Genomic DNA, 25,939 nt, shown 5'->3' on the forward strand with positions numbered 1-25,939 from the left:
AATTCACAGCCCTAGATATTTTAACATACTTTTTTGCTTAGCGCTCGTTAATTGGAACGTATTTTTGCATATCTGGACCAACATATTCCGCACGTGGACGGATTAAGCGGTTATTTGCATATTGTTCTAAGATGTGCGCTACCCAACCTGAAGTACGAGATACTGCAAAGATTGGTGTGAATAAGTCATGCTCGATACCTAAAGAATCATATACTGATGCTGAGAAGAAGTCTACGTTTGCAGGTAATTTCTTTTGCTCAACGATCATGTCATGAATTTTTACTGACATTTCGTATAATTCTGGTTTACCAGTTAACTTAGTTAACTTTTCAGACATTACGCGTAAGTGAGGTGCACGTGGGTCTCCTCCACGGTAAACGCGGTGACCGAAGCCCATGATTTTTTCTTTGTTGTCTAGCTTGTTTTGTACCCAAGCTTCAACGTTATCTAACGAACCGATTTCAGTTAACATTTTCATAACTTGTTCGTTTGCACCACCGTGTAATGGACCTTTTAAAGCGCCGATAGCTGAAGTTACACCAGAATATACATCTGATAATGTAGCTACACATACACGAGCTGTGAATGTAGAAGCATTTAATTCATGGTCAGCATGTAAAATTAACGCTTTGTCGAATGCTTCGATTTCGATTGCTGCAGGCTCTTCACCTTTTAGCATATATAAGAAGTTTGCTGCATAACCTAATTCAGGTTTTGGAGCTACTGGTTCTTTACCTTGACGTACACGTGCAAAAGTAGTTACTACTGTACCGATTTTCGCTTGTAAACGAATCGCTTTACGGTAGTTAGCTTCTGTTTCCATAACGTCTGCTTCTTCGTCAAATGCACCTAACATTGATACAGCTGTACGTAATGCAGCCATTGGGTGTACTGTGTTTAATGGCATAGATTTAAATAAATCTGTAATTGCCGCAGGGATTTCCATGTTTGCTGCTAATTCAGCTTTTAAGTTAGCTAATTCTTCAGCGTTTGGTAAACGTGTGTTCCATAATAAAAATACTACTTCTTCAAATGTTGCGTTGTTAGTTAGGTCGTCGATGCCATACCCTACGTATGTAAGTGTATCATCGATAATTGAAGAAATTTTCGATTCTGCTGCTACGATACCTTCTAAACCTTTAGTTGCTGACATAAAAAATCGCTCCTTCACTTAATAAAATAGTTTTGTAAGTGCTTTCTTTTTCTAGTAATAAAAAGAACTACACTCATACTGTTCTGCTCAATGAACCTATAAGTAAATCGCTTACATAACTTATTATAATCAATTTTGACGGCTTTGTGAATGAATTAGTTCGTTTTTAAGAAAAACACGAATATCTAATAGAATTAAAGAATTAAAGAGAATTTCTCGTTTCGAACGAGTTATATAAGGTATAATTTAGGAGTGATTTGCATAGAAACCAAAAAAAACCAAGCTCAATTACTATTAAAAATCAGGCATATAGGCGTTTTCTTACTATATATTGCCCTTTTTTATTTCATTCCACCTATAATTTTCGGACTATTTTTTGCCTACTTACTATTCCCTATTTTTCTTTATTTTAAGCGCATTCTCCATGTCCCATTTTTTATAGTTGTTATTGTACTTTCTATTTCACTTTTTACAGTAATAAGTGCCGTTGTTATTTTAATTCTACATAGTTTATTTACTTTGCTCCCTAGCTTACAAACTACAGTTCACCTATTAGAAAAAAACTATGATACCCATCCATTATTCCCTCTAATTCTCGATAAATTTTCAGGTTTACTCAACGAATTAATGTTCTTTATGGTTGATTTTATTAAAAATAGTTTGCATTCGATTTTTGAATTACTTATCTTTATCGTTACTTTCTATTTTGCATTGTTCGAAAGTAATAGGAACCGTCTTTGGTTCTTTGCTTATATTCCAGCAATGTATCGAGCAAGTTGGTCTCGGTATTTTCAAAAGGCGATGCAGTTAATAAGCTATTTTTTACTCGTGGAAATACAGCTTTTTACATTAACGTTCATCCTACTTAGCATTGGCTTTTATTTTTTACAGTTTGAAGCGTTTTTCATGAAAGCATTTTTAATTGCTTTTGCAGATTCTTTGCCGTTTTTGGGCATTGGCATTTTTTTAATTCCTATATCAATTTATTTTTTCATTGTCGGACAGCCTATTGTCGCTTCGCTTATAATCGCGCTTTATATTTTTGTACAAATAGTTAGGCAGCTAACTGAGTCAATGTTGTGGAGCCATACATTTCACTTACGTATGATTCACACATTCATCATCAGCGCTGCCTCTGTATTACTATTTGGTATTTATGGCATCATTTTGAGCCCTTTGCTTTTAATGGTGGCTATTAAATTCAAGCAACATCCTATCTTTGTACGATAATAACATTGCCTTTTTTCATTTTTTTACGTAAGAAATAGAAAATTATTGGTTTAAATAAATTTCTTGTAATCCCTAGCACAAATAATAAACCGATAATATCTGTTATAAAACCAGGGAGCGCCATTAACGCGCCTCCTATGAAAATCATAAAGGTTTCAATCATTGCAATACCAGGTGGTTGACCTTGCTGAAGGCTATTTTGAATATCTTTATACGATTTCATACCGCGCTGTTTTGCGATGAGTACACCCACTACAGAAGTGAGTACAATTAATAATAATGTATAGAAAACGCCGATTGCTTTTCCAATTAGGATAAGCATAGCAATTTCTGCAAAAACTAGCGCTAACATTCCCCATAATAATTTTTTCATATTGATTGTCCCCCTTCTTACAATATATACGTATTTTCACCAAAAAAGTTTCATAAGAAAAGTGCTAAAGCGCCCTTCCAGCCCCGAGTGGGCAAAACACCACGTCCATGTGGTATGCCCCCAATGACTCACATCGTGTGAGCCTCAGACATTGGAGAGACCGATGCAAAAGTAAACGCTCCACCACTTTTGCAGGAGGGTTCGAAATGGCCGAGGGGCTGGCGCTTTAGCCTAGACACTGTAATAACGGAAAAATTTATACTTTCTTATAAATATAAAAATCCATTTTCATAATTGAAAATGGATTTTAACATTTAAATTTTATAGTACACTCGCATGCCCTTTGTAGATGACACCTGTTTCTGCGTCCATTGTAATTTCTTGTCCGTGACGAATTAATGTTGTTGCTTCTTTTACGCCTACAATTACTGGAATACCGAGACTTAGGCCAACTACCGCTGCATGCGACGTTAAACCGCCTTCTTCTGTAATAATACCGACACAGTTTTCAATGGCTGGCATCATTTCACGGTCTGAACCGACTGTTACGATAATGGCACCTTCTGTATCATAAGCTAATGCTTCGCCAGCGTTTTTCGCTACAATCGCTTTACCGACTACCGAAGCTTTACCAATCCCTTGTCCACGCGCTAATAAGTCACCAATTACGTGAACTTTCATTAAGTTTGTTGTACCTGCTTCACCTACTGGTACACCTGCAGTAATAACAACAACATCTCCATGACTTACGAATTCGTGTTTAAGTGCTTCATCGACTGAAAGCTCTAAAATTTCGTCCGTAGTTGTTACACGCTGCGTTAAAACTGGTTTTACGCCCCACACTAAAGTTAATTTTTGTGCAGTTGATTGTTGGCTTGTAACCGCGATAATTGAAACGCCTGGGCGATATTTCGCGATCATTTTAGCTGTATTTCCGCTTTCTGTTGGCGCTAATACAGCTGTAACACCTAAGTTAATCGACGTGTACGCCACTGCTTGTGAAATCGCTTCTGTCATGTTTGCTTCTCTTTCACGGCTACGTTGAGATACGATTTGACGATAGTCTAACGCATTTTCTGTGCGCTCAGCAATTTTATTCATTGTAATTACTGATTCAACTGGATAAAGACCAGCTGCTGTTTCACCCGAGAGCATAATTGCATCTGTTCCGTCCAGAATGGCATTTGCTACGTCTGACGCTTCTGCACGTGTTGGACGAGGATTACGTTGCATAGAATCTAACATTTGCGTTGCTGTAATAACCGGCTTTCCAACCTGGTTACATTTATTAATTAATGATTTTTGTACAAGTGGCACTTCTTCAGCTGGAATTTCTACCCCTAAATCACCTCGTGCGACCATTAAGCCATCTGACACTTCAATAATGTCATCAATATTGTCTACACCTTCTTGGTTTTCGATTTTCGGGATAATTTGAATATGGCTACCATTATTTTGTTCTAATAGCTCACGAATTTCTAATACATCCTTTGCTGTACGTACGAATGATGCGGCGATAAAGTCTACCCCTTGACCAATACCAAATAAAATATCAGCTGCATCTTTTTCTGTAATCCCTGGTAATTTAACTGAAACTCCTGGAACGTTTACACCTTTTTTATTTTTTAAGACACCCGCATTTTCAACAATTGTATGAATTAAACCTTGTTCTAAATCCTTAGCTAAAACACGTAATTCAATTAAGCCATCATCTAATAAAATAACGTCATTTTGATCTACATCTTCAATTAACTGATCATACGTTACTGAAAAACGACTTTCATTGCCAAGCACTTCAGTCATTGAAATGTCGATTACTTGACCAGTTACTAAATGAATTTCGCCGTTTTCCATTGAATGCGTACGAATTTCAGGGCCTTTCGTATCTAATAAAATACCTACTGGTTTTTTCATACGCTCTGAAGCATCACGAATTGCTGCAATACGAATTGCATGTTCTTCATGATTACCGTGTGAAAAATTTAAACGCGCTACATTCATACCCGCCGTAATTAATTTATCTAACATTTCTGGTGATTCACTTGCAGGACCAATCGTACAAACAATTTTAGTTTTTCTCATAGTTTTGTCATCTCCGTTTTTTTTACACTTTAAATTGAAAGTTCTTGTGATAATGTATAAAGACTTAAATCTGCTTGGTGTTTTGATTCAAATGCTTCCTTTAAATCATAATCGATAATATGATGATTTTTCACGCCAACTGCACGTCCACCTTTATTTTCAAGTAAAAGTTCTACTGCTCTTGCACCAAATTGCCCTGCTAATACGCGATCTCGTGCAGATGGTGAACCACCTCGTTGAATATGACCTAATACGGAAGTACGTATTTTGACACCTGTGCGCTCTTCAAGCTGCTTTGCTAATTTGTGACCGTTCATAACGCCTTCTGCCACGATAATAATACTATGGCGCTTACCACGTGCTGCACCACGTTCTAAACGTGTCACAATATCCTCCATGTCAAACGACTCTTCAGGTATTAAAATGGACTCAGCGCCAGCGGCAACTCCAGCCCATAATGCAATATCCCCCGCATCACGCCCCATTACTTCAATAACAAAAGTATTTTCATGGCTTGTTGCCGTATCACGAATTTTATCGATTGATTCGACAACAGTATTTAATGCCGTATCAAAACCGATTGTATATTCAGTCCCTGGTACGTCATTGTCAATTGTTCCTGGAATTCCAACACAGGGGAAACCTTTTTCAGTAAGTTGCATTGCACCACGGTAAGAACCGTCACCACCAATAACAACTAACCCTTCGATGCCGTCTTTTTTCATGCGTTCAATCGCTTCATGTTGATAGTCATCTTCTTTGAATTCTGGAAAACGAGCAGAGAATAGCTTCGTGCCACCACGTTGAATAATATCGCCAACTGAACCAATATCTAAAAGCTCATAATCACCATTGTATAAACCTTCATAGCCGTGATGCACACCAACTACATCTACTCCATGAAAACGTGCCTTACGAACAACTGCACGAATCGCAGCGTTCATTCCTGGTGCGTCTCCACCACTCGTTAATACCGCAATCTTCTTCATACGCTATTTTCCTCCTACTTGTCTCATACTATTCACATTAACAGAAAAATGGTCTATATGTAACTATTCTGGATAACAAAAAATACAATCTTAATAAAAAAATGAAAGAATGCGCTTTCACGCATTCTTTCACACCAATTCCTTCAGTCGATATTTTCTTCTGAAAACTGACCGATGTTTTTAAATTTTGTATAACGATTCTCAATTAATTCATCTGATGTTAATTTTGTTAATTCACTCAAATGAAGTTCTAGTGCTTGCTTCATGAAATTTGCCTGTGCAAGTACATCTTTATGTGCACCACCCGCAACTTCAGGAATAATGTCGTCAATGACTTCTAAATTTTTCAAATCGGGTGCCGTAATCTTCATTGCCTCCGCAGCTTGCTGAGCATAGGTTGCATCCTTCCATAAAATCGATGCTGCGCCTTCAGGAGAAATAACAGAATAAGTCGCATTTTCAAGCATAAGAATTTTATTTGCTACCCCGAGTGCTAATGCACCTCCACTACCACCTTCGCCAATGACAATACTGATTACCGGAACACGTAACCCTGCCATTTCAAATAGATTGCGTGCGATTGCTTCACTCTGTCCACGTTCCTCGGCTGCCTTCCCTGGATACGCGCCTTTTGTGTCAATCAAACAAATAATCGGACGGTTAAATTTCTCAGCCTGCTTCATTAATCGCAGTGCTTTACGGTAGCCTTCTGGATGGGGCATACCAAAATTACGACGAATATTTTCTTTCGTCGTTTTCCCACGCTGATGACCGATTATCGTAATAGGCTGACCATTAAACGACGCAATGCCGCCTACAATCGCTGCATCATCTTTGAATGTACGATCGCCGTGTAGTTCAATGAAATCATCAAAAATATGTGCAATATAATCAAGTGTCGTTGGACGCTCTGCATGGCGTGCCACTTGCACACGATCCCACGGTTTCATATTTGCATAAACTGATTTTTCAAGCTCTTGTAAACGAATTTCAAGCTTTTCAATTTCACCACTCATGTCGACATCCGCTTCTAGAGCAATGGTCTTTAATTCCACAATTTTTTCTCGTAATTTTACAACCGGTTCTTCAAACGCCATTAATTTAGACATGAGAAACACCCCCTTGTACATGTAACTTCACTATTGTTGATACATTTTCACGGATATCACAGCGGTTAAAAATCGCATCTAATTGACCATGCTCGAGTAAAAACTCTGCTGTTTGGAAATCGTCCGGCAGCTTTTCACGTACCGTCTGTTCAATAACACGGCGTCCCGCAAAACCTATTAAACTTTGTGGCTCAGCAATATTGTAATCTCCAATTGAAGCAAAACTCGCAGATACACCACCCGTTGTTGGATGTGTTAATATCGAAATATATAGTAAACCTTCTTCACTATGTCGTTTGAGCGCTACACTTGCTTTCGCCATTTGCATTAGCGACAACACGCCTTCTTGCATGCGCGCACCACCACTCGCAGTAAAAATAATAAATGGCACACGTAATTCCGTCGCTTTTTCTACTGCACGTGTAATTTTTTCTCCAACAACCGAGCCCATAGAGCCCATTCGGAAAGTAGAATCCATTACCGCAACAACGATTTGCATCCCTTTCAATGTTCCTACACCTGACAACACAGCTTCATTCAAGCCTGTTTTCTTTTTGTCGACTTCAATCTTTTCGACATATGCTGGGAATTGTAACGGATTAATCGTTTGTAAATGGTCGTCCATTGATGTAAATGAACCTTCATCCATGAAGCTCGCGATACGTTCCTTGGCATTAAGTGTGAAATGGTGCTGACATTTCATGCACACTTTTAAATTTTTCTCTAATTCCTTTGTGACATGAATCGTTTTGCATTTTGGGCATTTTGTTACAATTCCTTCTGGAAATTCCTTTTCTTCAGCTTTTTTTGATATGCTTCCACTATTTTTTTTACGGTTTATTGATAATAAATCACGAATCGCCATTGTATATCCCCCTTTTGTAGTAACTCGCTTTTTTTAGCGCTCTATACATTCCATCCATTTTTCATATGCTTGAATTGCTTCATGTGTATAACCCATTTGCATCGCCTTTAGCATTGTTTCAACTTCAAGTTTTTCATTCGTTTCAATCACACCTGCTAACAAATCATTGCTAAATGCTACTAGTTGCATCCAAATTTTTAGTGCTAACCGATTGCCACTCGCGATTATACATTCACGTAATATATCCTCACGCAATACATTTTCTCCGAGTTCCACTTTTATGAAAAAACTATCTAATATCGGCAGCGACCGTAATTTTTTCGACTGACAAATCAAACGAATCGCTTCTTTTTCATGCATTTGTCGTGTTGCCTCAACATCGTTTGAAGACTTTTCATCTTGCAAAATAAACGAGCCAACAATTTCAACAAATTGGTGATGCTTCATGCTGGTCAAAAATGTGCCGCCACCATGCTTTGTTTCGATTAAACCTAATAGCTCTAAACTTCGCAGTGCTTCTCTAACTGATGAACGTCCTACTTGTAATCGCTCAGACAAAACCCGTTCAGAAGGTAGCTTTTGTCCTTCTAGAATATTTTGGTTCGCAATTAACTCGCGTAGCTGCTTCACAATTTGCAAAAACATTTTTTTCTCTGGCTTATGTTCCACTCAACTCACCTCAATATCTTTCAATTCAAAAGTGGTCTGACCAGTTTCACTATAATTAAGAATACAAAATGTTTTTATCATTGTAAAGAAATATTCGCTATCTTTTCAATTCACCATAAAGATATTTATGTATAACACATAATTTTTACGATTTTTCGACCAATAATTTTTACTTCAGAAAAAAAAGCGCTTCTAGTATATACTAGAAAACGCTCTATAATATTATTCAATTAATAGTAATTTGCTTTACTTTTATTTGTGTTTTGTTAAATCTACGTTCCAAAAAGCCCTCTATATATAGTAATGTATCTTCGCTTAGCTGACCGACAACTTGTTCATATTCTTTTGGAAATAGCGTGCAAATTACCGCACCAAATTCATCTTCAATCGTTACAAATGCCATCAGTTCACCACGCTTCGTACGCAATTGACGAAACTCGTTGACAATACCAATGATGCGAACATAACTATTATCCTTCAATGTTTGCAACGATTGAACATTGGCGTTCGTCTGCTGAAATTGAGGACGCATACGGATAATTGGATGATCCGATAAATAAAAGCCTAGCACTTCTTTTTCATATTGTAGTTTTACTTTTTCAGGAATATTGGACATTTCGATATACTTTGGTTTACCAAATGCCATGAAATCAGCTTGCTTTTGAGCACCCTCAATAGTAGCAAGTAGTGTAGCACGGTCTTTCCCAAATTCATCAAGCGCGCCTGCTTTAATGAGCGGCTCAACTACTTTACGTTGAAAATGCGTGCTTGTTAGTGATACAGCCAAATCAAAGATTGTCTCAAACCGCTGTTGATGCTCATCTCGCACTTTCAATAATTGTTGTAGAAATGGTTGCGAAACTCCTTTAATAGCCGATAAGCTAAAACGTATCTTACCATTTTCCACTTTAAAATGACGTACGCTTCGATTGATCGATGGCGGTAATATTTCAATTCCATTTGCTTTGGCTTCCATTAAAATTTGCATTAGTTTATCGCTATTCCCAGTTGCATTTGTTAATAATGCCGCATAGAAATTGACAGGGAAATTCGCCTTTAAATACGCCATTTGGTATGAAATAATACTATACGCAACCGCGTGACTCTTCGGGAATCCATAATCAGCAAAACGCACAATTAATTCATATACTTCGTACGCCACTTGCTCTGTGTATCCTTTAGAAAGCGAACCTTTAACAAATGCTGCGCGTTGTTCTTCTAGCGCTTCCCGTTTTTTCTTACTTACCGCGCGTCGCAGAATATCAGCTTGACCAATCGTAAAGCCCGCCATAACATTTGCGATACGCATAATTTGTTCCTGATAAATAATAACACCGTACGTTTCTTGTAAAATGGAAGTTAAATCAGGATGAGGCATACTGACAGGCTCTAGATGATGCTTACGATTTGCATAGACAGGGATAAATTGCATTGGACCTGGTCGATAGAGCGCATTAACTGCAACGATGTCTAAAAAATGCGTAGGCTTTATATCACGTAGTGCACCTTTCATACCGTCAGACTCTAACTGGAATATCCCCACCGTATCTCCCCGTTGCAACAATTCAAACGTTTTCGCATCGTTTAATGGAATCTGATTGAAATCTAGTTCGATTTGATGAGTATACAGAATCGACTTTCGAATTTGATCTAAAATTGTTAAATTTCTAAGACCTAAAAAATCAATTTTCAGTAACCCAGTTTGCTCGACTTCAAGCATTGGCCACTGTGTTAAATAGATATCATCATGCCCTTGTTCGATCGGAACAACATCGACAAGTGGTACAGGGCTTAATACAACACCGGCCGCATGGGTTGACGCATTACGAGGCAATCCTTCTAATCGTAGTGCCGTTTGAAACCATTTATGTCGAATTGGCTCAGCGTCCATCCACTTACGTAAGTTTTCAGAATTTGCATAGGCTTCTTGTAGTGTAATACCTGGCTTGTTTGGAATAAGCTTTGATATCATTTCAAGTGTTTCAGAATTAAAGTTAAACATTCGTGCGACATCACGCGCGACAGCTTTTGCGGATAATGTCCCAAATGTAATAATTTGTGCGACATATTGCTTTCCGTATTTACTCGCTACATACTCAATAACTTCATGTCGACGTGTATCTAAAAAGTCGATATCAATATCTGGTAATGTCACACGCTCCACATTTAAAAAGCGTTCAAACAGTAAATCATATTGAAGTGGATCAACTTGTGTAATTTCTAGCGCGTATGCGATGAGTGATGAAGCAGATGAACCACGACCTGGCCCTGTTAAAATTTGATGTTCACGGGCAAAGCGCATAAAGTCGGCAACGATTAAAAAATAATCCGAGTAGCCCATCGATTGAATAACTTGCAGCTCATAATCAATACGTTCTACATATTGCTTTGGTAATATTTCCGTTTGTAATCGCTTTTGTAAGCCAGCCTGCACACCTTGCTTTAACACATCTGCAGCTGAATGCCCTTCCATAAGCGGAAATTTTGGCATATACACTTGATTTAGGTTGATTTCCACATGACAGCTTAATAATAATTTTTCAGCTTCTTCAAGCCACATTTTCTTATCTAAGAATCGAGCATTCCAATCTTGGGCTGTTAATACATAGCAGTCATGCTTTTGTTCATAGTTTCGGTCATTCAACTTTACGCCCGTTTCAATCGATTGTGCGACTTCATAGGCAAATGCGTCTTGTTCATACATATACAGACTTTCATGTGTAGCAATTACATGCAGTTGATGTTGCTGTGCTAGCTCCTCTGCCTGAACTTCAAATGGGTGCACGCCGTTTGCACGTGTAATCCCTATGTAAAGGTTTGCCTTATTTGCTTGAATAAGAGCATGTAGGGATTTTTGTGCTTCTGGCTGTAACCAGGCTTGTTGATTAGCAAATGGTAAGAGAACAAATGCGATGTCCTGGCAATAGGCAACAAGCCAACGTAGTGGAATGTTTTGTTGTGGACGAATTGCAATACTACTCGCTATTTTCAATAAATTTTGGTAGCCTTTATTTGTTTTCGCATAGAGCACAAGCGGTAGTGTTTCATCCTCTGTTCGTTCAAGCTCAATCGTTAAGCCGGCCACTGGATGAATGCCAGCCTTTTTTAGTTGAAACATAAAAGGCAAAAGCCCATACAATTTTGAGTTAACAATTGCACAGCTTTTTGCCTGTTGTTGTTGTAAAAAAGGGATGAGCTCATTGATACGAATTGTACTTTTCAATAAATCGGCACTCGTCCGTATTTGTGGATATACCGTCATCGTTCATCCCTCCTGAATTTATCCCATATTAAGAGACCGTAGAACTCCCACATCAAACTAGCAATTGACTGGAAACAGCTAAGTGGGCGATCCACTGAACCTAAAAAACCGATTGGTGAAAGCTAATGCTCTGTGGGGGATGAGAAACACTCCCTCTGAGCAAAGCTTCACGCTATACGTTTTGACAAATTTCCTTTAAATCGACAATAACTTGTTCTACTTCTTCCCAAGAATGTGCCGTTGCACCTGAAGCAAGTGGATGGCCTCCACCGTTGTACTTTTTCGCTAACCCGTTAATTACCGGCCCTTTTGAGCGTAAGCGTACACGGATTGTGTCATTTTCTTCGATAAACATCACCCATGCACGAATGTTTTTCACATTGCCTAATGAGCCGACTAATAACGATGTTTCAGATGGTGTTGCATCAAATTGCTCTAACACTTCTGTTGGTAATTTAATGTAAGCCATACCGTTTTCGTCCATCATAAAGTGTTGATAAATGTAACCTTGTAAATTTAGTAGCTTGCGTTCCATTTCATACATACCATCAAACACTTGGTTACGATCAAAATCATACTGAATGAGTTGTCCCGCTGTTTCAAATGTTTTTGCACTCGCGCTCGGGAACAAGAAACGTCCTGTATCTCCGACAATGCCTGCAAATAAGAGACGTGCTGATGCGTCAGACATTTGCCAGTTTGCATAGTCTTTAGCTTCTTCATATAATTCATAAATCATTTCACTACAAGAGCTTGCATTCGTATCAACCCATAATAGATTACCGTATGCGTCATCATTAGGATGGTGGTCAATTTTAATGAGGAAATCACCCATTGTGTAGCGTTGATCATCAATACGTTCTGTGTTTGCTGTGTCTGTTGCAATAATTAATGCCCCTTCAAAAACAGCATCATCAATTTGCTCTGGCTGTGCTAAAAATGATAGGGACTCGTCATGCTCTCCAACTGTGTAAACCTTTTTTTCTGGGTAATTGGCGCGAATTAGTTCTGCTAAACCCATTTGGGAACCATAGGCATCTGGGTCTGGGCGTACGTGCCGATGCACTATAATTGTTTCGTATTGTTTAATTTTGTCAATAATTTGACGTTTCACAAAGTTTCCCCCTAATACATAGTGAATACCTATCGCAATTCCCTGAAAAAGCCGTTACAATATTTAGTAGTTTTTGTAAATGGGAGGTTCACTATGGTTTATTTAAATTTCTTGTTAGTAGCTGGTATTATTGCATCTCTTGTTTTTTATTTTTATTTCAAAACGAAGCAGTTCCGATCGACGTTGCCAATTCGTACGAAATGGTATAAAGCCAAATCAGGTATTGCACTCGCTGCATTTATCATTTTCTTTGGGTTCAATGCAACGATTCTTTATCCTGATCTGATTGGCTATATTGTAGCGGTTGTATTTTTAATTATTGGTATCAGTCTTGGTACGAATAACTACAAACGTATGCGTCACGAAGGGCGTTTCATTCAAGAGGAATACGAATTAAATAAATAATGGATGGGCCACTATTTTTTATAGTGGTCTTTTCATTTAGATAAGAAAAGCGCTAAAGCGCCCTACCAGCCCCGGGAGGGGCTGGCGCTTTAGCCTAGACACTAAAAAAAATAATTATTAGCGCTCTAATAGCTGGAATGTCATCATTGCTTTACCGACTAACAATCCCCTGCTATATACTTCAAAGTCCATTTTTACGAATTTACGTGACATGTCCAAAATACGTGGCTGCACGGTTAATACACTCTCCATTTGTACAGGCTTGATGAAATAAATATTCATATTCTCTACAACTGCTTCACCACGTTTACGACGTTTTAATGCAAACGCCCCTACTTCTGATAATAAAGTTGTGAAAGCGCCGTATGAAATTGCACCGAATTGGTTCGTCATTTGCGGTGTAACCGTAAACTCGACAACGATATCATCTTCACCTATAACACGCATTTCGTTTTTCACTAAATCATCAATCGTTTCGCCATGCTGTGGTTGACGTTGGGCAATTTGAATCGCCTTTAACACGTCTTGACGGCTAATAACACCGCGCAGTGAACCACCATCATCAATAACAGGTAATAGGTCGATTCCTTCCCAAATCATACGGTGACCTGCTGTTGCAACACTCGTTTTCATTGAGGCAGCAATTGGATTTTTCGTCATTACTTTTTCGATGGGCTCATCCTCGTCTTTTCCAATTACGTCTTTACTCGTAATCATTCCGACAAGTTTATTTTGTTGTGTGACAACCGGGAATGCACCGTGTGTTGTACGTAAATTTTGTTTGTGGAAATCGGCAATTGTGTCGGAATTTTTCAACACCGCCGTATCCTCGATTGGCACGTACACATCTTCAATTAATAAAATATCTTTTTTAATTAATTGGTCATAAATCGCACGGTTAATCATTGTTGCAACGGTAAATGTATCATAACTTGTTGAGATGATTGGTAAATCTAATTCATCAGCCAACTGCTTATTTCGCTCAGTCGTATCGAAGCCACCTGTAATTAATACAGCTGCGCCTGTTTTTAATGCGTATTCATGCGCTTGCGTTCGGTTACCGACAATGAGTAAACTACCTGCATCCGTGTAGCGCATCATATCTTCTAGCTTCATCGCTCCTATTACGAATTTTGTTAAAGTTTTATGTAGACCTGATTTTCCACCTAAAACTTGACCATCAATAATATTCACGATTTCAGCAAATGTTAGGCGCTCAATATTTTCCTTCTTTTTCTTTTCAATCCGAATGGTTCCGACACGTTCAATAGAGCTTACTAAGCGACGATTCTCCGCTTCCTTAATCGCGCGATAGGCAGTTCCCTCACTCACTTGCATTTCCTTTGCAATTTGACGAACAGAAATTTTATCTCCGACTGGTAGTGATTCAATATATTGTAAAATTCTCTCGTGTTTTGTTGACAACTACATCACCTATTTTTCTTCATTCATTTCTAATATTAGTGTAACACATTTAATCATCGTAATTACACCAATTTCATTAGTACAGTTGTGAAACATTCGTTCAATTATTCGAAAATTGATGGTCGAGCAATTGAAAAAGCTGTCCATGTAAGAACTAACCTACTGGACAGCTTTAAAATAGTTAAAGCTTCACCGACTCACCGGCTGATAATATTTGTACTTCCGCACCTTCTACAAGCTTCGCAAATTCATATGGATCTTGTTCAATTGGTGGGAATGTATTGTAATGGATTGGTACAACAATTTTTGGCTTTAACAATGATACAGCGTAGGCTGCATCTTCAGGTCCCATCGTAAAATTATCACCAATTGGTAAAAACGCTACATCAATCGGATGACGTTTCCCGATTAACTCCATATCTCCAAATAGCGCTGTATCACCTGCATGGTAAATAGTCTTTCCTTCTGCTGTAAATAAAATTCCTGCTGGCATTCCTGTATAAATAATTTCGTTATTTTCTGTTACATAAGATGAGCCATGAAATGCTTGTGTAAACTTCACTTTGCCAAATTCAAACTGCCATGCACCCCCAATATGCATATTGTGTACATTACAGCCTTGCCACCCTAAATAATCGGCTAGTTCGTTTGGTGCTACAACAAGTGCATTGTTTTTTTTTGAAAGCTCTACCGTATCCCCTACGTGATCGTTATGACCATGTGTCAATAAAATAACATTAGGATTCTCGTTTTCAACTATTAAATCGGTTTGCCCATTTCCGTTAATAAATGGATCAATTATAATGGTCGTTCCATTCGTTTCGATTTTTACGACGGAATGTCCGTGATAAGAAATTTGCATTTTATTACCTCCTCGATAAAATTCATCACCAATTCTATTCGTTATTTCTGCACATTTCCCCTTTTTTTGATATGCTAAATAAGCGAAAATAATATTTTTATTTTTATTCAAAATCAAAGGAGTATGTACTATGACAAAACTTAATGAATTGCAAGCTTACTTATTGGCGCACAACATCGATGCGGCTTTTATTACAACCCCGGATAACGTATTTTATTTCTCAGGTTTCAATAGCGATCCACATGAGCGTTTACTTGGAATCATGGTATTTAAAGACTCAGAGCCATTTTTAATTTGTCCAAAAATGGAGATGCCAGATGTTGTAGCGGCCGGTTGGAAATATGAGGTTGTAGGTCACGAAGATACAGAAAATGCATGGGATGTTGTGGCAAAAACAGTTGCATCACGCAAAACAGCATTCAACACACTTGCTATTGAAAAATCTCATTTAACGGTTGAGCGTTACGAAGCTATAAAAGAACGTTATGAAAACGTAACTTTCAAGGGCATTGATGAAAAAATCAATGAGATGCGTATTTGTAAAGGCAAAGAAGAGTTAGTAAAAATGCGCAAAGCTGCTGAACTTGCAGACTATGCAATTCAAGTTGGTTGTGATGCGATTGCTGAAGGTAAAACTGAAATGGACATTTTAAATGAAATCGAATCAGCTATCAAAGCAAAAGGCTATGCGATGAGCTTTGACACGATGGTACTTGCCGGTGAAAAAGCCGCTTCTCCACACGGAACACCAGGTGATCGTAAAATCCAACATGGCGACCTTATTTTATTTGACCTTGGCGTTATTTATGAAGGCTATTGCTCAGATATCACGCGTACTGTCGCATTTGGTCAACCAGGTGAGGAGCAAATCAAAATTTATAATACCGTACGTGCTGCCAACGAAAATGCAATTGCAGCTGTAAAACCCGGTGTACGCGCAATGGATTTAGATAAAATCGCACGCGATACAATTTCAGCAGCTGGTTATGGCGAGTATTTCACTCACCGCTTAGGGCATGGTCTTGGTATTTCAGTACATGAATTCCCTTCAATTAACGGCACAAATGAAATGGTCTTAAACGAAGGTACCGTTTTCACAATTGAACCAGGCGTATATAAAACAAATGTTGCTGGTGTTCGAATTGAAGACGATGTAGTTGTGACAAACACGGGGGTAGAAATATTAACAAAGTTCACGAAGGAATTAGTGATTCTTTAAGTTCAACTATCGACGGTGTGTCCGAAAATCGAGGCAAAATATTAGTGGCCACCACTAAAAGCACCACACTTTGTGAATAATGAATACATTGGTAATGCATGCTTCTGGCGGTGGCGCTGTACATGCAGAGGTGGCTGCATTACTTGAAGGTCAAAATGTGCGCCATATCGCACTTGATAGCTGGCATACAGACGAAAACATTGTCACTGTTTATGCAGATCGAGTAAGCCGTGCATTCTCTTGGCTTCCAATTACAGTCCAAAATGATTCGCATGTATTGTTTACAGTACATAGCCAGCCGATTGATCCAGAGAAAAACGCAGAATATGTAGCTCAATTTGAACAGTTAGCACAGGCTATTGTAAAAAAAGCAGGGATCGAAAACTTCCACATTACATACCGTTCTTCTGGCGGTAAAGCGAACTGGTTAGCACCAGATGTAAAAGATAAAATTAAAGAATTACATGCGGCAGGTGCAACAGGCTTCGTTACTTGTGAACTTTTAGCATTAAGTGCAGATGTAGAGTCCTATTCTGAGGTTGGCAAAGAGTGCCAAGACGTATGTAAGGAATTAAACGTACCATTTAGCGTAGCAGAATTCCCTAGCGACAGTTTCGATACAGTTGTAGCATTAGCTGAATTAGTAAAAAAAAATATTTGAATAAAACGCATTATTTTTGCGTAACCTATTACGAGTGATTAACGAGCATTATGCAGTTAATCACTCGTTTTTTGTTTTACAAAAGCTATTTTCGATAAAAAAGTATTTTACAATATTTCACTTGTTTTTCATAGATAAAAAAAAGGAATAGTAAATTCATAACTTTCGAAAGGAATGGTGCATCATGAAAAAATGGACAATCATTACCATCTTTGTTTTACTTTTTTCTATCTTGCCTATCTCTCCTGTAGTACAACATACGGAAGCCGCTTCTACCCAATACGTACAAGCAATAAACGATATTCTTTTACGTGATGCACCGAAGCAAACGGCAAACACGATATTGAATATTAAGAGCAACTCAAAGGTAATTGTTCATTCCAAAAACAAAAATTGGGCATTTGTCGAGTATAATGGCAAAAAGGGCTATATTCTTGCTTCCACCTTAACTACAAAAAAACCAAAGGCTATTGCAAAGTCGCCAATTATTACAACAGGCTTAATGCCGAAAGTAAATAGGAGCTATACGTATGAGCCTTCTTTTGAAGGACTTGAAAAAACAACCTACTATGCCTCTAAAAATGAGGCAATTTCAAATTCAATTGAATTATTGCAATCGGATTATATTGGATTTACGTATATCGAAAAATTTAATGAGCTCACATTTGGTGTTGCCTATTCGGACGTTTTTTTCTTTACACTTAGCTATCCAATAAAAGAAAAAGCTACCTTGCTGGATACCGATTACGGCTATGATGGCTCAATGACAACAACAAAAGTCTTTGTAGAAAGTACTTCTGCAACGTTATTAACTAAGGCTGGTACGTTTAATAATGTCGTTATATTAGCTTATCCGAATGGCACAAAGCTTTATTTTGCTAAAGATTATGGTATTATCCGCATTACAGATTTTGAAGATAAGATTGTCACTGAACTCGTTTCTGTCGATTAAAAAAACCACGTAAAAACAGAATTGCCTAACAAAAAATCCGCCCTACTTTCATTTTTTGAAAGTGAGGCGGATTTTTCTATTATTAACTTAATCCTGTTAAAACGCTTAATACATCGTCAACTGCAACATAAGACAAATCTTGTGCATCTGCTACTGCGCGGTACACAACTTTACCATCAATTGTATTAACTCCACGTTTTAGTGCTTCATTTTCTAAGCAAGCACGAATATAGCCTTTGTTCGCAATTTGTAAGGCGTAAGGTACTGTGTTGTTAGTTAAAGCAATTGTCGATGTACGTGGTACTGCTCCTGGCATATTTGCCACTGTATAATGCACAACTCCGTGTTTCTCAAACGTTGGGTTGTCATGAGTCGTTACTTTTTCAGATGTCGCGAAGCAGCCACCTTGGTCAATCGCAATATCGACGACAACAGAACCTGGAGACATCGCTTCAATCATTTCTTCCGTTACTAATTTTGGTGCTTTTGCGCCAGGAATTAATACAGATCCAATGACTAAATCCGCAGAACATACCGCATTCGCAATATTAAATGGATTAGAAATTAACGTTTGTACATCACGGCCAAAAATATCTTCTAATTGACGTAAACGCTCTGGGCTTAAATCAATAATTGTCACATCTGCACCCATGCCTACTGCAACCTTAGCTGCATTTGTTCCAGCAATGCCGCCTCCAATAACCGTTACTTTTCCTCGAGGAACGCCTGATACACCACCTAATAAAATCCCTTTTCCGCCTGGTAATTTTTCTAAATAATGTGCACCAATTTGTGTCGCCATTCGTCCCGCTACTTCGCTCATTGGCGTCAGTAATGGTAAAGAACCATTTGGTAATTGCACTGTTTCATAAGCAATGCCGACTACTTTGTTTTCAAGTAATGCTTTTGTTAACTCTGGCTCGGGTGCTAAGTGTAAATATGTAAATAAAATTAAGCCTTCACGGAAATATTTATATTCGCTTTCCACTGGCTCTTTTACTTTTAACACCATGTCATTATTCCAAGCTTCTACTGCTGAATCAACAATTGTAGCTCCTGCTAATAAATAATCATTATCTGTGAATGAAGAACCTAAACCAGCGCCAGTTTCAATATACACCTCATGATTATTCGCAACTAATGATAATACCCCAGATGGCGTCATTGCCACTCGATTTTCATTATTTTTAATTTCTTTTGGTACCCCGATTTTCATTGTGTATTCCTCCCTGTGAATCATATAATCTAATAATTCAAATCCATTCTACCAATTTTATCAAAAAAATAGTAGCTAATTTTTTAATATAAAATATTTTCGTAACAATCAGATTATAATACTTCCTTTTTTTTCTAATATTACTTTTCTAAAATTGCAATGAACATTATTTTTTAATAATAACCGAATAATATTTCAACATTTTTAAGAATTATTTTACAAATGCGATAGAAAATACTATTATTTATCAGCTTTTTCAATGTTAGGTATTTCCAATCTTAAAACATTTGTTATAATAAAGCTATAGAAAACTAGGAGGTAATGAAAATGGCAAATCATTATAAAAGTATTGTAGTAGCAGTAGACGGATCTAAAGAAGCAGAATATGCATTCCGTAAATCGATCGATGTTGCAAAACGTAACGAAGGGGCGACAATTAACTTAGTTAACGTTATCGACACTCGTTCATTCGCAGCTATCGAAGCTTATGATCGTTCTATCGCTGAGCGTGCTCAACAACACTCAGAAGAACTATTAAACGGTTACAAAAAACAAGCGGAAGAAGCTGGCGTTGCTAATGTAAACTTAGTAATCGAATACGGTTCTCCAAAAAATATCATCACAAAAGAGCTTTCTAACGTAGTAGAAGCTGACTTAATCATCTGTGGTGCAACTGGTTTAAACGCTGTTGAACGTTTCTTAATCGGTTCTGTATCAGAAGCTATCGTACGTTCTGCAAAATGTGACGTATTAGTCATCCGTACTCCAGAGTGATTTTTTCATTCTTATAATTGAAAACGCCATCATCTTTTTTTGAATGATGGCGTTTTTTTATATTTAGGCTAAAGCGCCAGCCCCCTAGAGCTTACGAAAGCTTTAGCGCTTTTGGTCATTTCCTTCACGCCACATACTTACTTTTTCAAAGAACATCGCAAGTGCTTCTCGGTTTGACATATTTGGCACTTTTGCTAATAATACTTCGCGTGGTGCTTTTAAATGCTCGCTATGCTTTTGTAATATCAAAATACTTTTCTCATGCGCTTTCGATGCAAATAAATTTTCAGGTAATTGAATTACAGCTTGAATCCATGCATGACCTTTAATAAACTTGTGTAATTGCTTTGCTTGCTCTGATTCAAATAAATTAGCAGGAATTAAGAAGAATGCAAAGCCTCCATCTTTTGTATAATTCATGGATTGTTCAATAAATAAGTGGTGTGCATAGCTCATTCCTTCACTCGCGCACAATTCAAAATCTAACGCGACTTCTTCATTTGGATAATACCCAACAGGCAGATCACAAATGACCGCATCTACTGGATCTACCAATAATTTTTCTAATGCATCTTGACGGAATAATGTCACAGGTTGCTCAATTAAATCTCCTGTTGCTGCAGCAAGACGTATTAATAAATCATCGACTTCAACACCTGTTGCTTCGACATTACCATTTAAAGCATTCATAACGGTAAACAATAAATTCCCAGTGCCTAAAGCTGGGTCAACTACTGCAATTGGACCATGCTGTAATCGATGTTCAAAGCATTGCTCTACAAAATGTGCCACAAGTAAGCCTAACGTATCTGGTGTCATTTGGTGGTTAGGTTGTGCACTTTTACGCATGCCTTTTAAAATCGCAATTTGAATTGCTTTACGCATATCTTCCTTATTTGCACCTTCTACTTGCCACTCAAATGTACCGTCTAATGTATCTTCTAATGTCTGTAATAATGCTTCTAAATAATCAAGCCCATTAGCTTCTACCAATTTTTCTGCATATTCATTGACATATTTAAAAATCTGTTCAAATTTTTCCATCGTCTTAAAACCCCTCTTACTATTTTAGAAAAACATATTTTCGTCAAATCGCATAAAATGATGCCTTTCTTATGTGAATTTCCTTGAAAAATTTATCTTATCTTATCCATCAAAGAAATGAACAACCCACTCAAGAAAATTGAGTGGGTTTATTATACCTCTATTTACTTTACACTAAATTGCTGTAAAACGAAATTATTTTGAAAGTGCTTTTACCGCTTCTAAAGCTGCTTCATAGTTCGGGTGTGTTGTACCTTCTGAAACGTATTCTACATAAGCTACTTTACCGTTTTCATCCACTACGAAAATTGAGCGAGCTAAAAGGCGTAATTCTTTCATATGTACGCCATATGCTTCCCCGAATGATGCATCGCGGTGATCTGATACTGTAACGACTTTATCGATACCAGCAGCGCCGCACCAACGTCTTTGTGCAAATGGTAAATCCATTGATACAGTATAAATAATAACGTTATCACCTAACTCTGCAGCCGCTTCATTGAACTTTCGCGTTTGTTGGTCACATACACCTGTATCTAATGATGGAACCACTGAGAATAAACGAACTTTACCTTCAGAATCTTTTAATGTTACTGGTGATAAATCGTTTGCTAACACTGTGAAGTCAGGTGCTTGGTCGCCTACTTTTACTTCATTACCAATTAAAGTGACTGGTTTGTTAATAAATGTTACTTGTGCCATAATAACGCCTCCTTATTTATTACCTTATATTACTAAACTCTAATTGAACTTTGCAACTGACGGGACTTGAAAGCAAAAGAAAAAAGCTATTTCATAAGTTAACCCTTACAAAATAGCTTTTTACTTGTTTAGAAGGTATCGATACTTTGTGATTCCCTCACATAGTACTTGTTAAACCTTTTGCACATAAATATTTTCATGCACGACAATTGTATCCGCAAAATAGTCGGCAATACTTTTATTATTCGGTGCAAATGCGACAATTACATATGGTAAATATAACATCGTCCCATTAATAAAGCGTCCTACTCCTTCACGGAATAATACTGTCATCCAGTCTAATGGTTCCCCATTCTCTTTTTGCACTTTTAACCCAAATACCATTTTGCCTAAAGTTTGTTTAAAGAACTTCGTCATCAATACGAAGTACACATAAAAGATTATCCCCGATATAATCGTATATGGTGCGTACCAAATTTCACCCGTTACGCTCCAATCCATCACTGCGAATAATGGCTTTACTGCAATTCCTACAATTGCTGCAATAACTAGCGAATCTATGACAAAAGCCCAAAATCGCATCCAAAAGCCACCTGTTTTAAGTTGAAGAGAAGGCTCTACTACGACTGGTTTCGTATCAATCGTATTTACTTCTTCGATTATGTCCGACATCGTAACCCCTCCTAATCTATTGTTCTCCATATAAATACATCATACGCGGTGAGCTTGTTGATGAAATAATTTTTGAAATTGCTTGTGTTTCCACTGAAGGACTAAACATTGAACCAATTTTAACGCCTAATAACGAAGCCCAGCTATCTGATTCCGTTGCATATTCAAATAACTCTGCGTCCTCTAATCCTTGTTCCGTACGTAATGCGCTTAACGCTGTATTTTCATTACCGATTTCATCTACTAATCCCGCTTTTAATGCTTGCGTACCGCCTAAAATTCGCCCATCCGCAACTTTCTTTACATCTACTTCTGACATACCACGACCTTGTTCAATAATGTCGACAAATTCTTCATACGATTCATCAATCATTTCTTGTAGCATTGCTTTCTCCTCTGCTGTAGATGGACGACTGCCTCCGAACATATCCTTATGCGCACCTGATTTGATTGTTTCAAATTCAATTCCTACTTTTTCTGCTAACTTGCTATAGTTAAGTGATTGCATAATGACACCAATCGAACCTGTAATCGTTTCACGCTGCGCAAAAATTTTGTCTGCTGGCGCTGAAATATAATAACCACCTGAGGCAGCCATTGAGCCCATTGATACATAAATTGGTATTTGCTTTTCTTCTTTAATTTGAACAAGCTTTTCATGGATTTCAGCTGATTCAATAACACCGCCACCTGGAGAATCTACAGAAAGCAATACAGCTTTAACTGTATCATCCATTAAAACAGCATCTAACTGTTCCATAAAAGCTTGATGATTATATTCAACCGTTTCCCAAACACTCGGTTCTCCTACATCTTGAATGACACCACTTACCGTTAAATGGGCAATCCGATTTGAAATTTCACCCGATTCAATCACATTTTCATACGTTAAATTTTGTGTTCCAAGCATGCTGTCAAAGCTCGTCAAAAAATCTGTTTTAAAGATCGTAATAATTGTATTTATTCCGATAGAAAAGAATAATAATACCGCTGCGATAATGAGCGCAACTACACGTTTTGTATTCATTTTTATAGCCTCCTTTGTTTATTGTACGAAAGTATTTTACATAAAGTTTCAACTTTCTACAAAACTAGCCCAAAATAAAGAGGGTGGAAAAATAACCACCCTCAATATTACCCAGGAAATAAATCGAAATAGCTGTTATTTTGTTGCTTTTACGCGTAGTTCAACGCGGCGAATTTTGCCGGAAATTGTTTTTGGTAGCTCATCTAAAAACTCAATAATTCGTGGATATTTATATGGAGCTGTTAGTTGCTTCACATGGTTTTGCAATTCTTCAATAATTGTTGGACTCTCTTTTAAACTAGCATCCTTTAAAACAATATATGCTTTTACGACATTCCCTCGAATTTCATCGGGACTTGCTACAACCGCGCATTCTTGAACAGCTGCGTGTTTTGTTAATGCATCCTCTACCTCAAATGGCCCGATTGTGTAGCCAGATGAAATAATAATATCGTCATTACGCCCTTCAAACCAGAAATAACCGTCTTCATCCTTCGTTGCTCGGTCACCTGTTACATACCAATCGCCACGGAATTGAATCGCTGTGCGCTCAGGGTCTTTGTAATATCCTTTAAATAATGCCGGTGTCGATTTATGCACGGCAATATCGCCCACCTCACCTGTAGTGACTACTTCACCAAACTCATCGATTAAATCAATGCGGTTACCAGGTGTTGGTTTCCCCATTGAACCTGAACGTAATTCTGTGTTCAGTAATGTACCAATTAATAATGTATTTTCCGTCTGACCATAGCCATCCCGTACAATAATTCGATGTTCACGCATAAATGTTTCTATAACTTCACGATTTAATGGCTCACCTGCAGATACCGCACTACGTAATGAGGCTAAATTGTAGGAGCCAAGTTGATCAAGTTTTGCCATCAACCGATATTCAGTTGGTGTACAGCATAGTACATTAATTTTTTGTTGTTCAATAATTTCTAAAAATGATTTTGCTTCGAACTTTCCTTTGTAGACAAAGCCCGTTGCTCCGCTACCAAGAACCGCTAAAAATGGACTCCAAATCCATTTCTGCCATCCTGGCGCAGCAGTTGCCCATACGATATCCCCATCTTGCACACCAAGCCACTCGCTCGCGGTTGTACGTAAATGCGCATAGCCCCAACCGTGTGTATGCATTACCCCTTTTGGATTGCCAGTTGTGCCAGAAGTATAAGCTAAAAATGCCAAGTCATCTGCATTTGTTGCAACAGCATTAAAATCAGTTGGCTGCTCATTTGCTAACTCCATTAGTGACAGCCAATCTTCATGTTTTTCACCAATAATAAAGCATTTAACATTCGCTAAGTTTTTGACTTGCTCAAATTCTTTTACAAACTGCTCTTGCACAATAACTGCCTTAGCGTCTGAGTGGATTAAACGATAGTCAATATCTTTTGCGCGAAGCAATTCCGAACTAGGTATAATAACTAATCCCGCTTTTAACGCACCAATATATGATACATACGCTTCTAAACAACGAGGCAACATTATTAAAATAACGTCCCCTTTTGTTAAGCCTTGTGCGATAAAGGCATTGGCTGCCTGATTTGCTTTTTCAAGGAGCGCTTCGTATGTATACTGCGCTTGTTCGCCGTTTTCCTCTTGAATAATAAGTGCTGTTTTTTCCGATTTATTGCGGTGTTTTTCAAATTCATCCGCAATATTGTACTTTTGTGGCGCTAATAATTGTTCATAATTCACCATCAAACTTCCCCCTTGTTTGAAAAAATGATACTCTCCATTTTAGTATAATAATTCATCGCTATAAATTCAAAAAATCCCATCAAAAATTTCGAATAAATTATTTAGTTGACGTCAAAAATAAAAGGAATGCCTACATCTGTAGGCACTCCCTTTATTTTTTACTTATTATTGATTTGATTTTCCGCGTAATTGTTGTTCAGCCATTTGAACTAGGCGTTTTGTAATTTCGCCACCAACTGAACCGTTTGCGCGTGATGAAGCGTCTGGGCCAAGTTGCACTCCGAACTCTTGTGCGATTTCGTATTTCATTTGATCAAGTGCTTGTTGTGCTCCAGGAACTCGTAATTTGTTTGAGCTACCGTTGTTGTTTGTCATGTGTTGCTCACCTCCTTGTGCAATTAGAATGCGCAGGATGAAAGTTTTC

At 37.9% G+C, this 25,939-nt stretch carries 24 protein-coding genes; 6 read left to right on the plus strand and 18 right to left on the minus strand.

Features of this window, described 5'->3' with window-relative positions:
• Positions 1-37: 37 nt before the first annotated feature.
• Positions 38-1,153 (minus strand): citrate synthase, encoded by a 1,116-nt coding sequence (citZ, locus tag LZ480_RS10790; RefSeq protein WP_241369436.1) that lies wholly within the window; start codon positions 1,151-1,153, stop codon positions 38-40.
• A 252-nt stretch (positions 1,154-1,405) separates the two neighbouring features.
• On the opposite strand from citZ, the gene LZ480_RS10795 reads away from it, so the two are divergent.
• Entirely contained in the window at positions 1,406-2,383 is a 978-nt protein-coding gene (locus LZ480_RS10795; protein ID WP_241369437.1) for an AI-2E family transporter, read from the plus strand.
• On the opposite strand, the gene LZ480_RS10800 is transcribed toward LZ480_RS10795, so the two are convergent.
• From LZ480_RS10800 to LZ480_RS10835, 8 genes are all read right to left on the minus strand, one after another.
• A complete protein-coding gene (locus LZ480_RS10800) occupies positions 2,367-2,756 on the minus strand; it encodes an FxsA family protein (RefSeq protein ID WP_241369438.1) in 390 nt (129 codons plus the stop codon). The genes LZ480_RS10795 and LZ480_RS10800 overlap by 17 nt on opposite strands.
• Before the next feature lie 321 nt (positions 2,757-3,077).
• A complete protein-coding gene (gene pyk, locus LZ480_RS10805) occupies positions 3,078-4,838 on the minus strand; it encodes a pyruvate kinase (protein ID WP_241369439.1) in 1,761 nt (586 codons plus the stop codon).
• A 29-nt stretch (positions 4,839-4,867) separates the two neighbouring features.
• The gene (pfkA, locus tag LZ480_RS10810) at positions 4,868-5,827 is read right to left on the minus strand and encodes a 6-phosphofructokinase (protein ID WP_241369440.1); all 960 of its coding nucleotides are present in this window, start codon (positions 5,825-5,827) and stop codon (positions 4,868-4,870) included.
• Between the two features lie 143 nt (positions 5,828-5,970).
• Positions 5,971-6,936 (minus strand): acetyl-CoA carboxylase carboxyl transferase subunit alpha, encoded by a 966-nt coding sequence (gene accA / locus LZ480_RS10815; RefSeq protein WP_241369441.1) that lies wholly within the window; start codon positions 6,934-6,936, stop codon positions 5,971-5,973.
• Positions 6,929-7,801 (minus strand): acetyl-CoA carboxylase, carboxyltransferase subunit beta, encoded by an 873-nt coding sequence (gene accD, locus LZ480_RS10820; protein ID WP_241369442.1) that lies wholly within the window; start codon positions 7,799-7,801, stop codon positions 6,929-6,931. Before accD ends, accA begins: the two co-directional genes overlap by 8 nt.
• A gap of 33 nt (positions 7,802-7,834) precedes the next feature.
• Positions 7,835-8,470 (minus strand): FadR/GntR family transcriptional regulator, encoded by a 636-nt coding sequence (locus LZ480_RS10825; protein WP_241369443.1) that lies wholly within the window; start codon positions 8,468-8,470, stop codon positions 7,835-7,837.
• A gap of 226 nt (positions 8,471-8,696) precedes the next feature.
• The gene (gene dnaE, locus LZ480_RS10830) at positions 8,697-11,732 is read right to left on the minus strand and encodes a DNA polymerase III subunit alpha (protein WP_241369444.1); all 3,036 of its coding nucleotides are present in this window, start codon (positions 11,730-11,732) and stop codon (positions 8,697-8,699) included.
• Between the two features lie 172 nt (positions 11,733-11,904).
• The gene (locus tag LZ480_RS10835) at positions 11,905-12,846 is read right to left on the minus strand and encodes a DHH family phosphoesterase (RefSeq protein ID WP_241369445.1); all 942 of its coding nucleotides are present in this window, start codon (positions 12,844-12,846) and stop codon (positions 11,905-11,907) included.
• Positions 12,847-12,939: 93 nt separating this feature from the next.
• Between LZ480_RS10835 and LZ480_RS10840 the strand changes: the two genes are divergently transcribed.
• The gene (locus LZ480_RS10840; protein ID WP_241369446.1) at positions 12,940-13,251 is read left to right on the plus strand and encodes a YtpI family protein; all 312 of its coding nucleotides are present in this window, start codon (positions 12,940-12,942) and stop codon (positions 13,249-13,251) included.
• Between the two features lie 117 nt (positions 13,252-13,368).
• On the opposite strand, the gene LZ480_RS10845 is transcribed toward LZ480_RS10840, so the two are convergent.
• Positions 13,369-14,676 (minus strand): DRTGG domain-containing protein, encoded by a 1,308-nt coding sequence (locus tag LZ480_RS10845; protein ID WP_241369447.1) that lies wholly within the window; start codon positions 14,674-14,676, stop codon positions 13,369-13,371.
• A 181-nt stretch (positions 14,677-14,857) separates the two neighbouring features.
• On the minus strand, positions 14,858-15,538 hold the full coding sequence (locus LZ480_RS10850) for a metal-dependent hydrolase (RefSeq protein WP_241369448.1): 681 nt from the start codon (positions 15,536-15,538) through the stop codon (positions 14,858-14,860).
• 130 nt (positions 15,539-15,668) lie between these two features.
• Here LZ480_RS10850 and LZ480_RS10855 point away from each other — a divergent pair, with 130 nt between their 5' ends.
• The 3 genes from LZ480_RS10855 (at position 15,669) to LZ480_RS10865 (ending at position 18,370) form a co-directional block, all read left to right on the plus strand.
• Positions 15,669-16,757, plus strand: coding sequence for a M24 family metallopeptidase (locus tag LZ480_RS10855; RefSeq protein WP_241369449.1), 1,089 nt, complete (start codon positions 15,669-15,671; stop codon positions 16,755-16,757).
• Positions 16,758-16,836: 79 nt separating this feature from the next.
• Positions 16,837-17,418 (plus strand): ferrochelatase, encoded by a 582-nt coding sequence (locus LZ480_RS10860; RefSeq protein WP_241369450.1) that lies wholly within the window; start codon positions 16,837-16,839, stop codon positions 17,416-17,418.
• A gap of 184 nt (positions 17,419-17,602) precedes the next feature.
• Positions 17,603-18,370, plus strand: a complete 768-nt coding sequence (locus tag LZ480_RS10865) for an SH3 domain-containing protein (protein ID WP_241369451.1) — start codon at positions 17,603-17,605, stop codon at positions 18,368-18,370.
• Between the two features lie 82 nt (positions 18,371-18,452).
• Here LZ480_RS10865 and ald read toward each other — a convergent pair whose 3' ends face one another.
• On the minus strand, positions 18,453-19,586 hold the full coding sequence (gene ald, locus LZ480_RS10870; RefSeq protein WP_241369452.1) for an alanine dehydrogenase: 1,134 nt from the start codon (positions 19,584-19,586) through the stop codon (positions 18,453-18,455).
• 327 nt (positions 19,587-19,913) lie between these two features.
• On the opposite strand from ald, the gene LZ480_RS10875 reads away from it, so the two are divergent.
• Positions 19,914-20,360 (plus strand): universal stress protein, encoded by a 447-nt coding sequence (locus LZ480_RS10875; protein ID WP_241369453.1) that lies wholly within the window; start codon positions 19,914-19,916, stop codon positions 20,358-20,360.
• Between the two features lie 102 nt (positions 20,361-20,462).
• On the opposite strand, the gene LZ480_RS10880 is transcribed toward LZ480_RS10875, so the two are convergent.
• The 6 genes from LZ480_RS10880 to LZ480_RS10905 all read right to left on the minus strand — a co-directional run bounded on the left by LZ480_RS10880 (position 20,463) and on the right by LZ480_RS10905 (position 25,890).
• Positions 20,463-21,404, minus strand: coding sequence for a class I SAM-dependent methyltransferase (locus LZ480_RS10880; RefSeq protein WP_241369454.1), 942 nt, complete (start codon positions 21,402-21,404; stop codon positions 20,463-20,465).
• 195 nt (positions 21,405-21,599) lie between these two features.
• On the minus strand, positions 21,600-22,106 hold the full coding sequence (gene tpx, locus LZ480_RS10885; RefSeq protein ID WP_241369455.1) for a thiol peroxidase: 507 nt from the start codon (positions 22,104-22,106) through the stop codon (positions 21,600-21,602).
• A gap of 171 nt (positions 22,107-22,277) precedes the next feature.
• Complete coding sequence (locus tag LZ480_RS10890) at positions 22,278-22,778, minus strand: RDD family protein (RefSeq protein ID WP_241369456.1); 501 nt, start codon at positions 22,776-22,778, stop codon at positions 22,278-22,280.
• Between the two features lie 16 nt (positions 22,779-22,794).
• Positions 22,795-23,805: a signal peptide peptidase SppA gene (sppA, locus tag LZ480_RS10895; protein WP_241369457.1), complete on the minus strand. Its 1,011-nt coding sequence runs from the start codon at positions 23,803-23,805 to the stop codon at positions 22,795-22,797.
• Between the two features lie 135 nt (positions 23,806-23,940).
• Complete coding sequence (gene mbcS / locus LZ480_RS10900; RefSeq protein WP_241369561.1) at positions 23,941-25,512, minus strand: acyl-CoA synthetase MbcS; 1,572 nt, start codon at positions 25,510-25,512, stop codon at positions 23,941-23,943.
• A 168-nt stretch (positions 25,513-25,680) separates the two neighbouring features.
• Positions 25,681-25,890 (minus strand): alpha/beta-type small acid-soluble spore protein, encoded by a 210-nt coding sequence (locus tag LZ480_RS10905; protein WP_241369458.1) that lies wholly within the window; start codon positions 25,888-25,890, stop codon positions 25,681-25,683.
• Between the last annotated feature and the right edge of the window lie 49 nt (positions 25,891-25,939).

The organism is Solibacillus palustris (genome assembly GCF_022549215.1).
In the GTDB taxonomy this organism is placed as follows: domain Bacteria; phylum Bacillota; class Bacilli; order Bacillales_A; family Planococcaceae; genus Solibacillus; species Solibacillus daqui.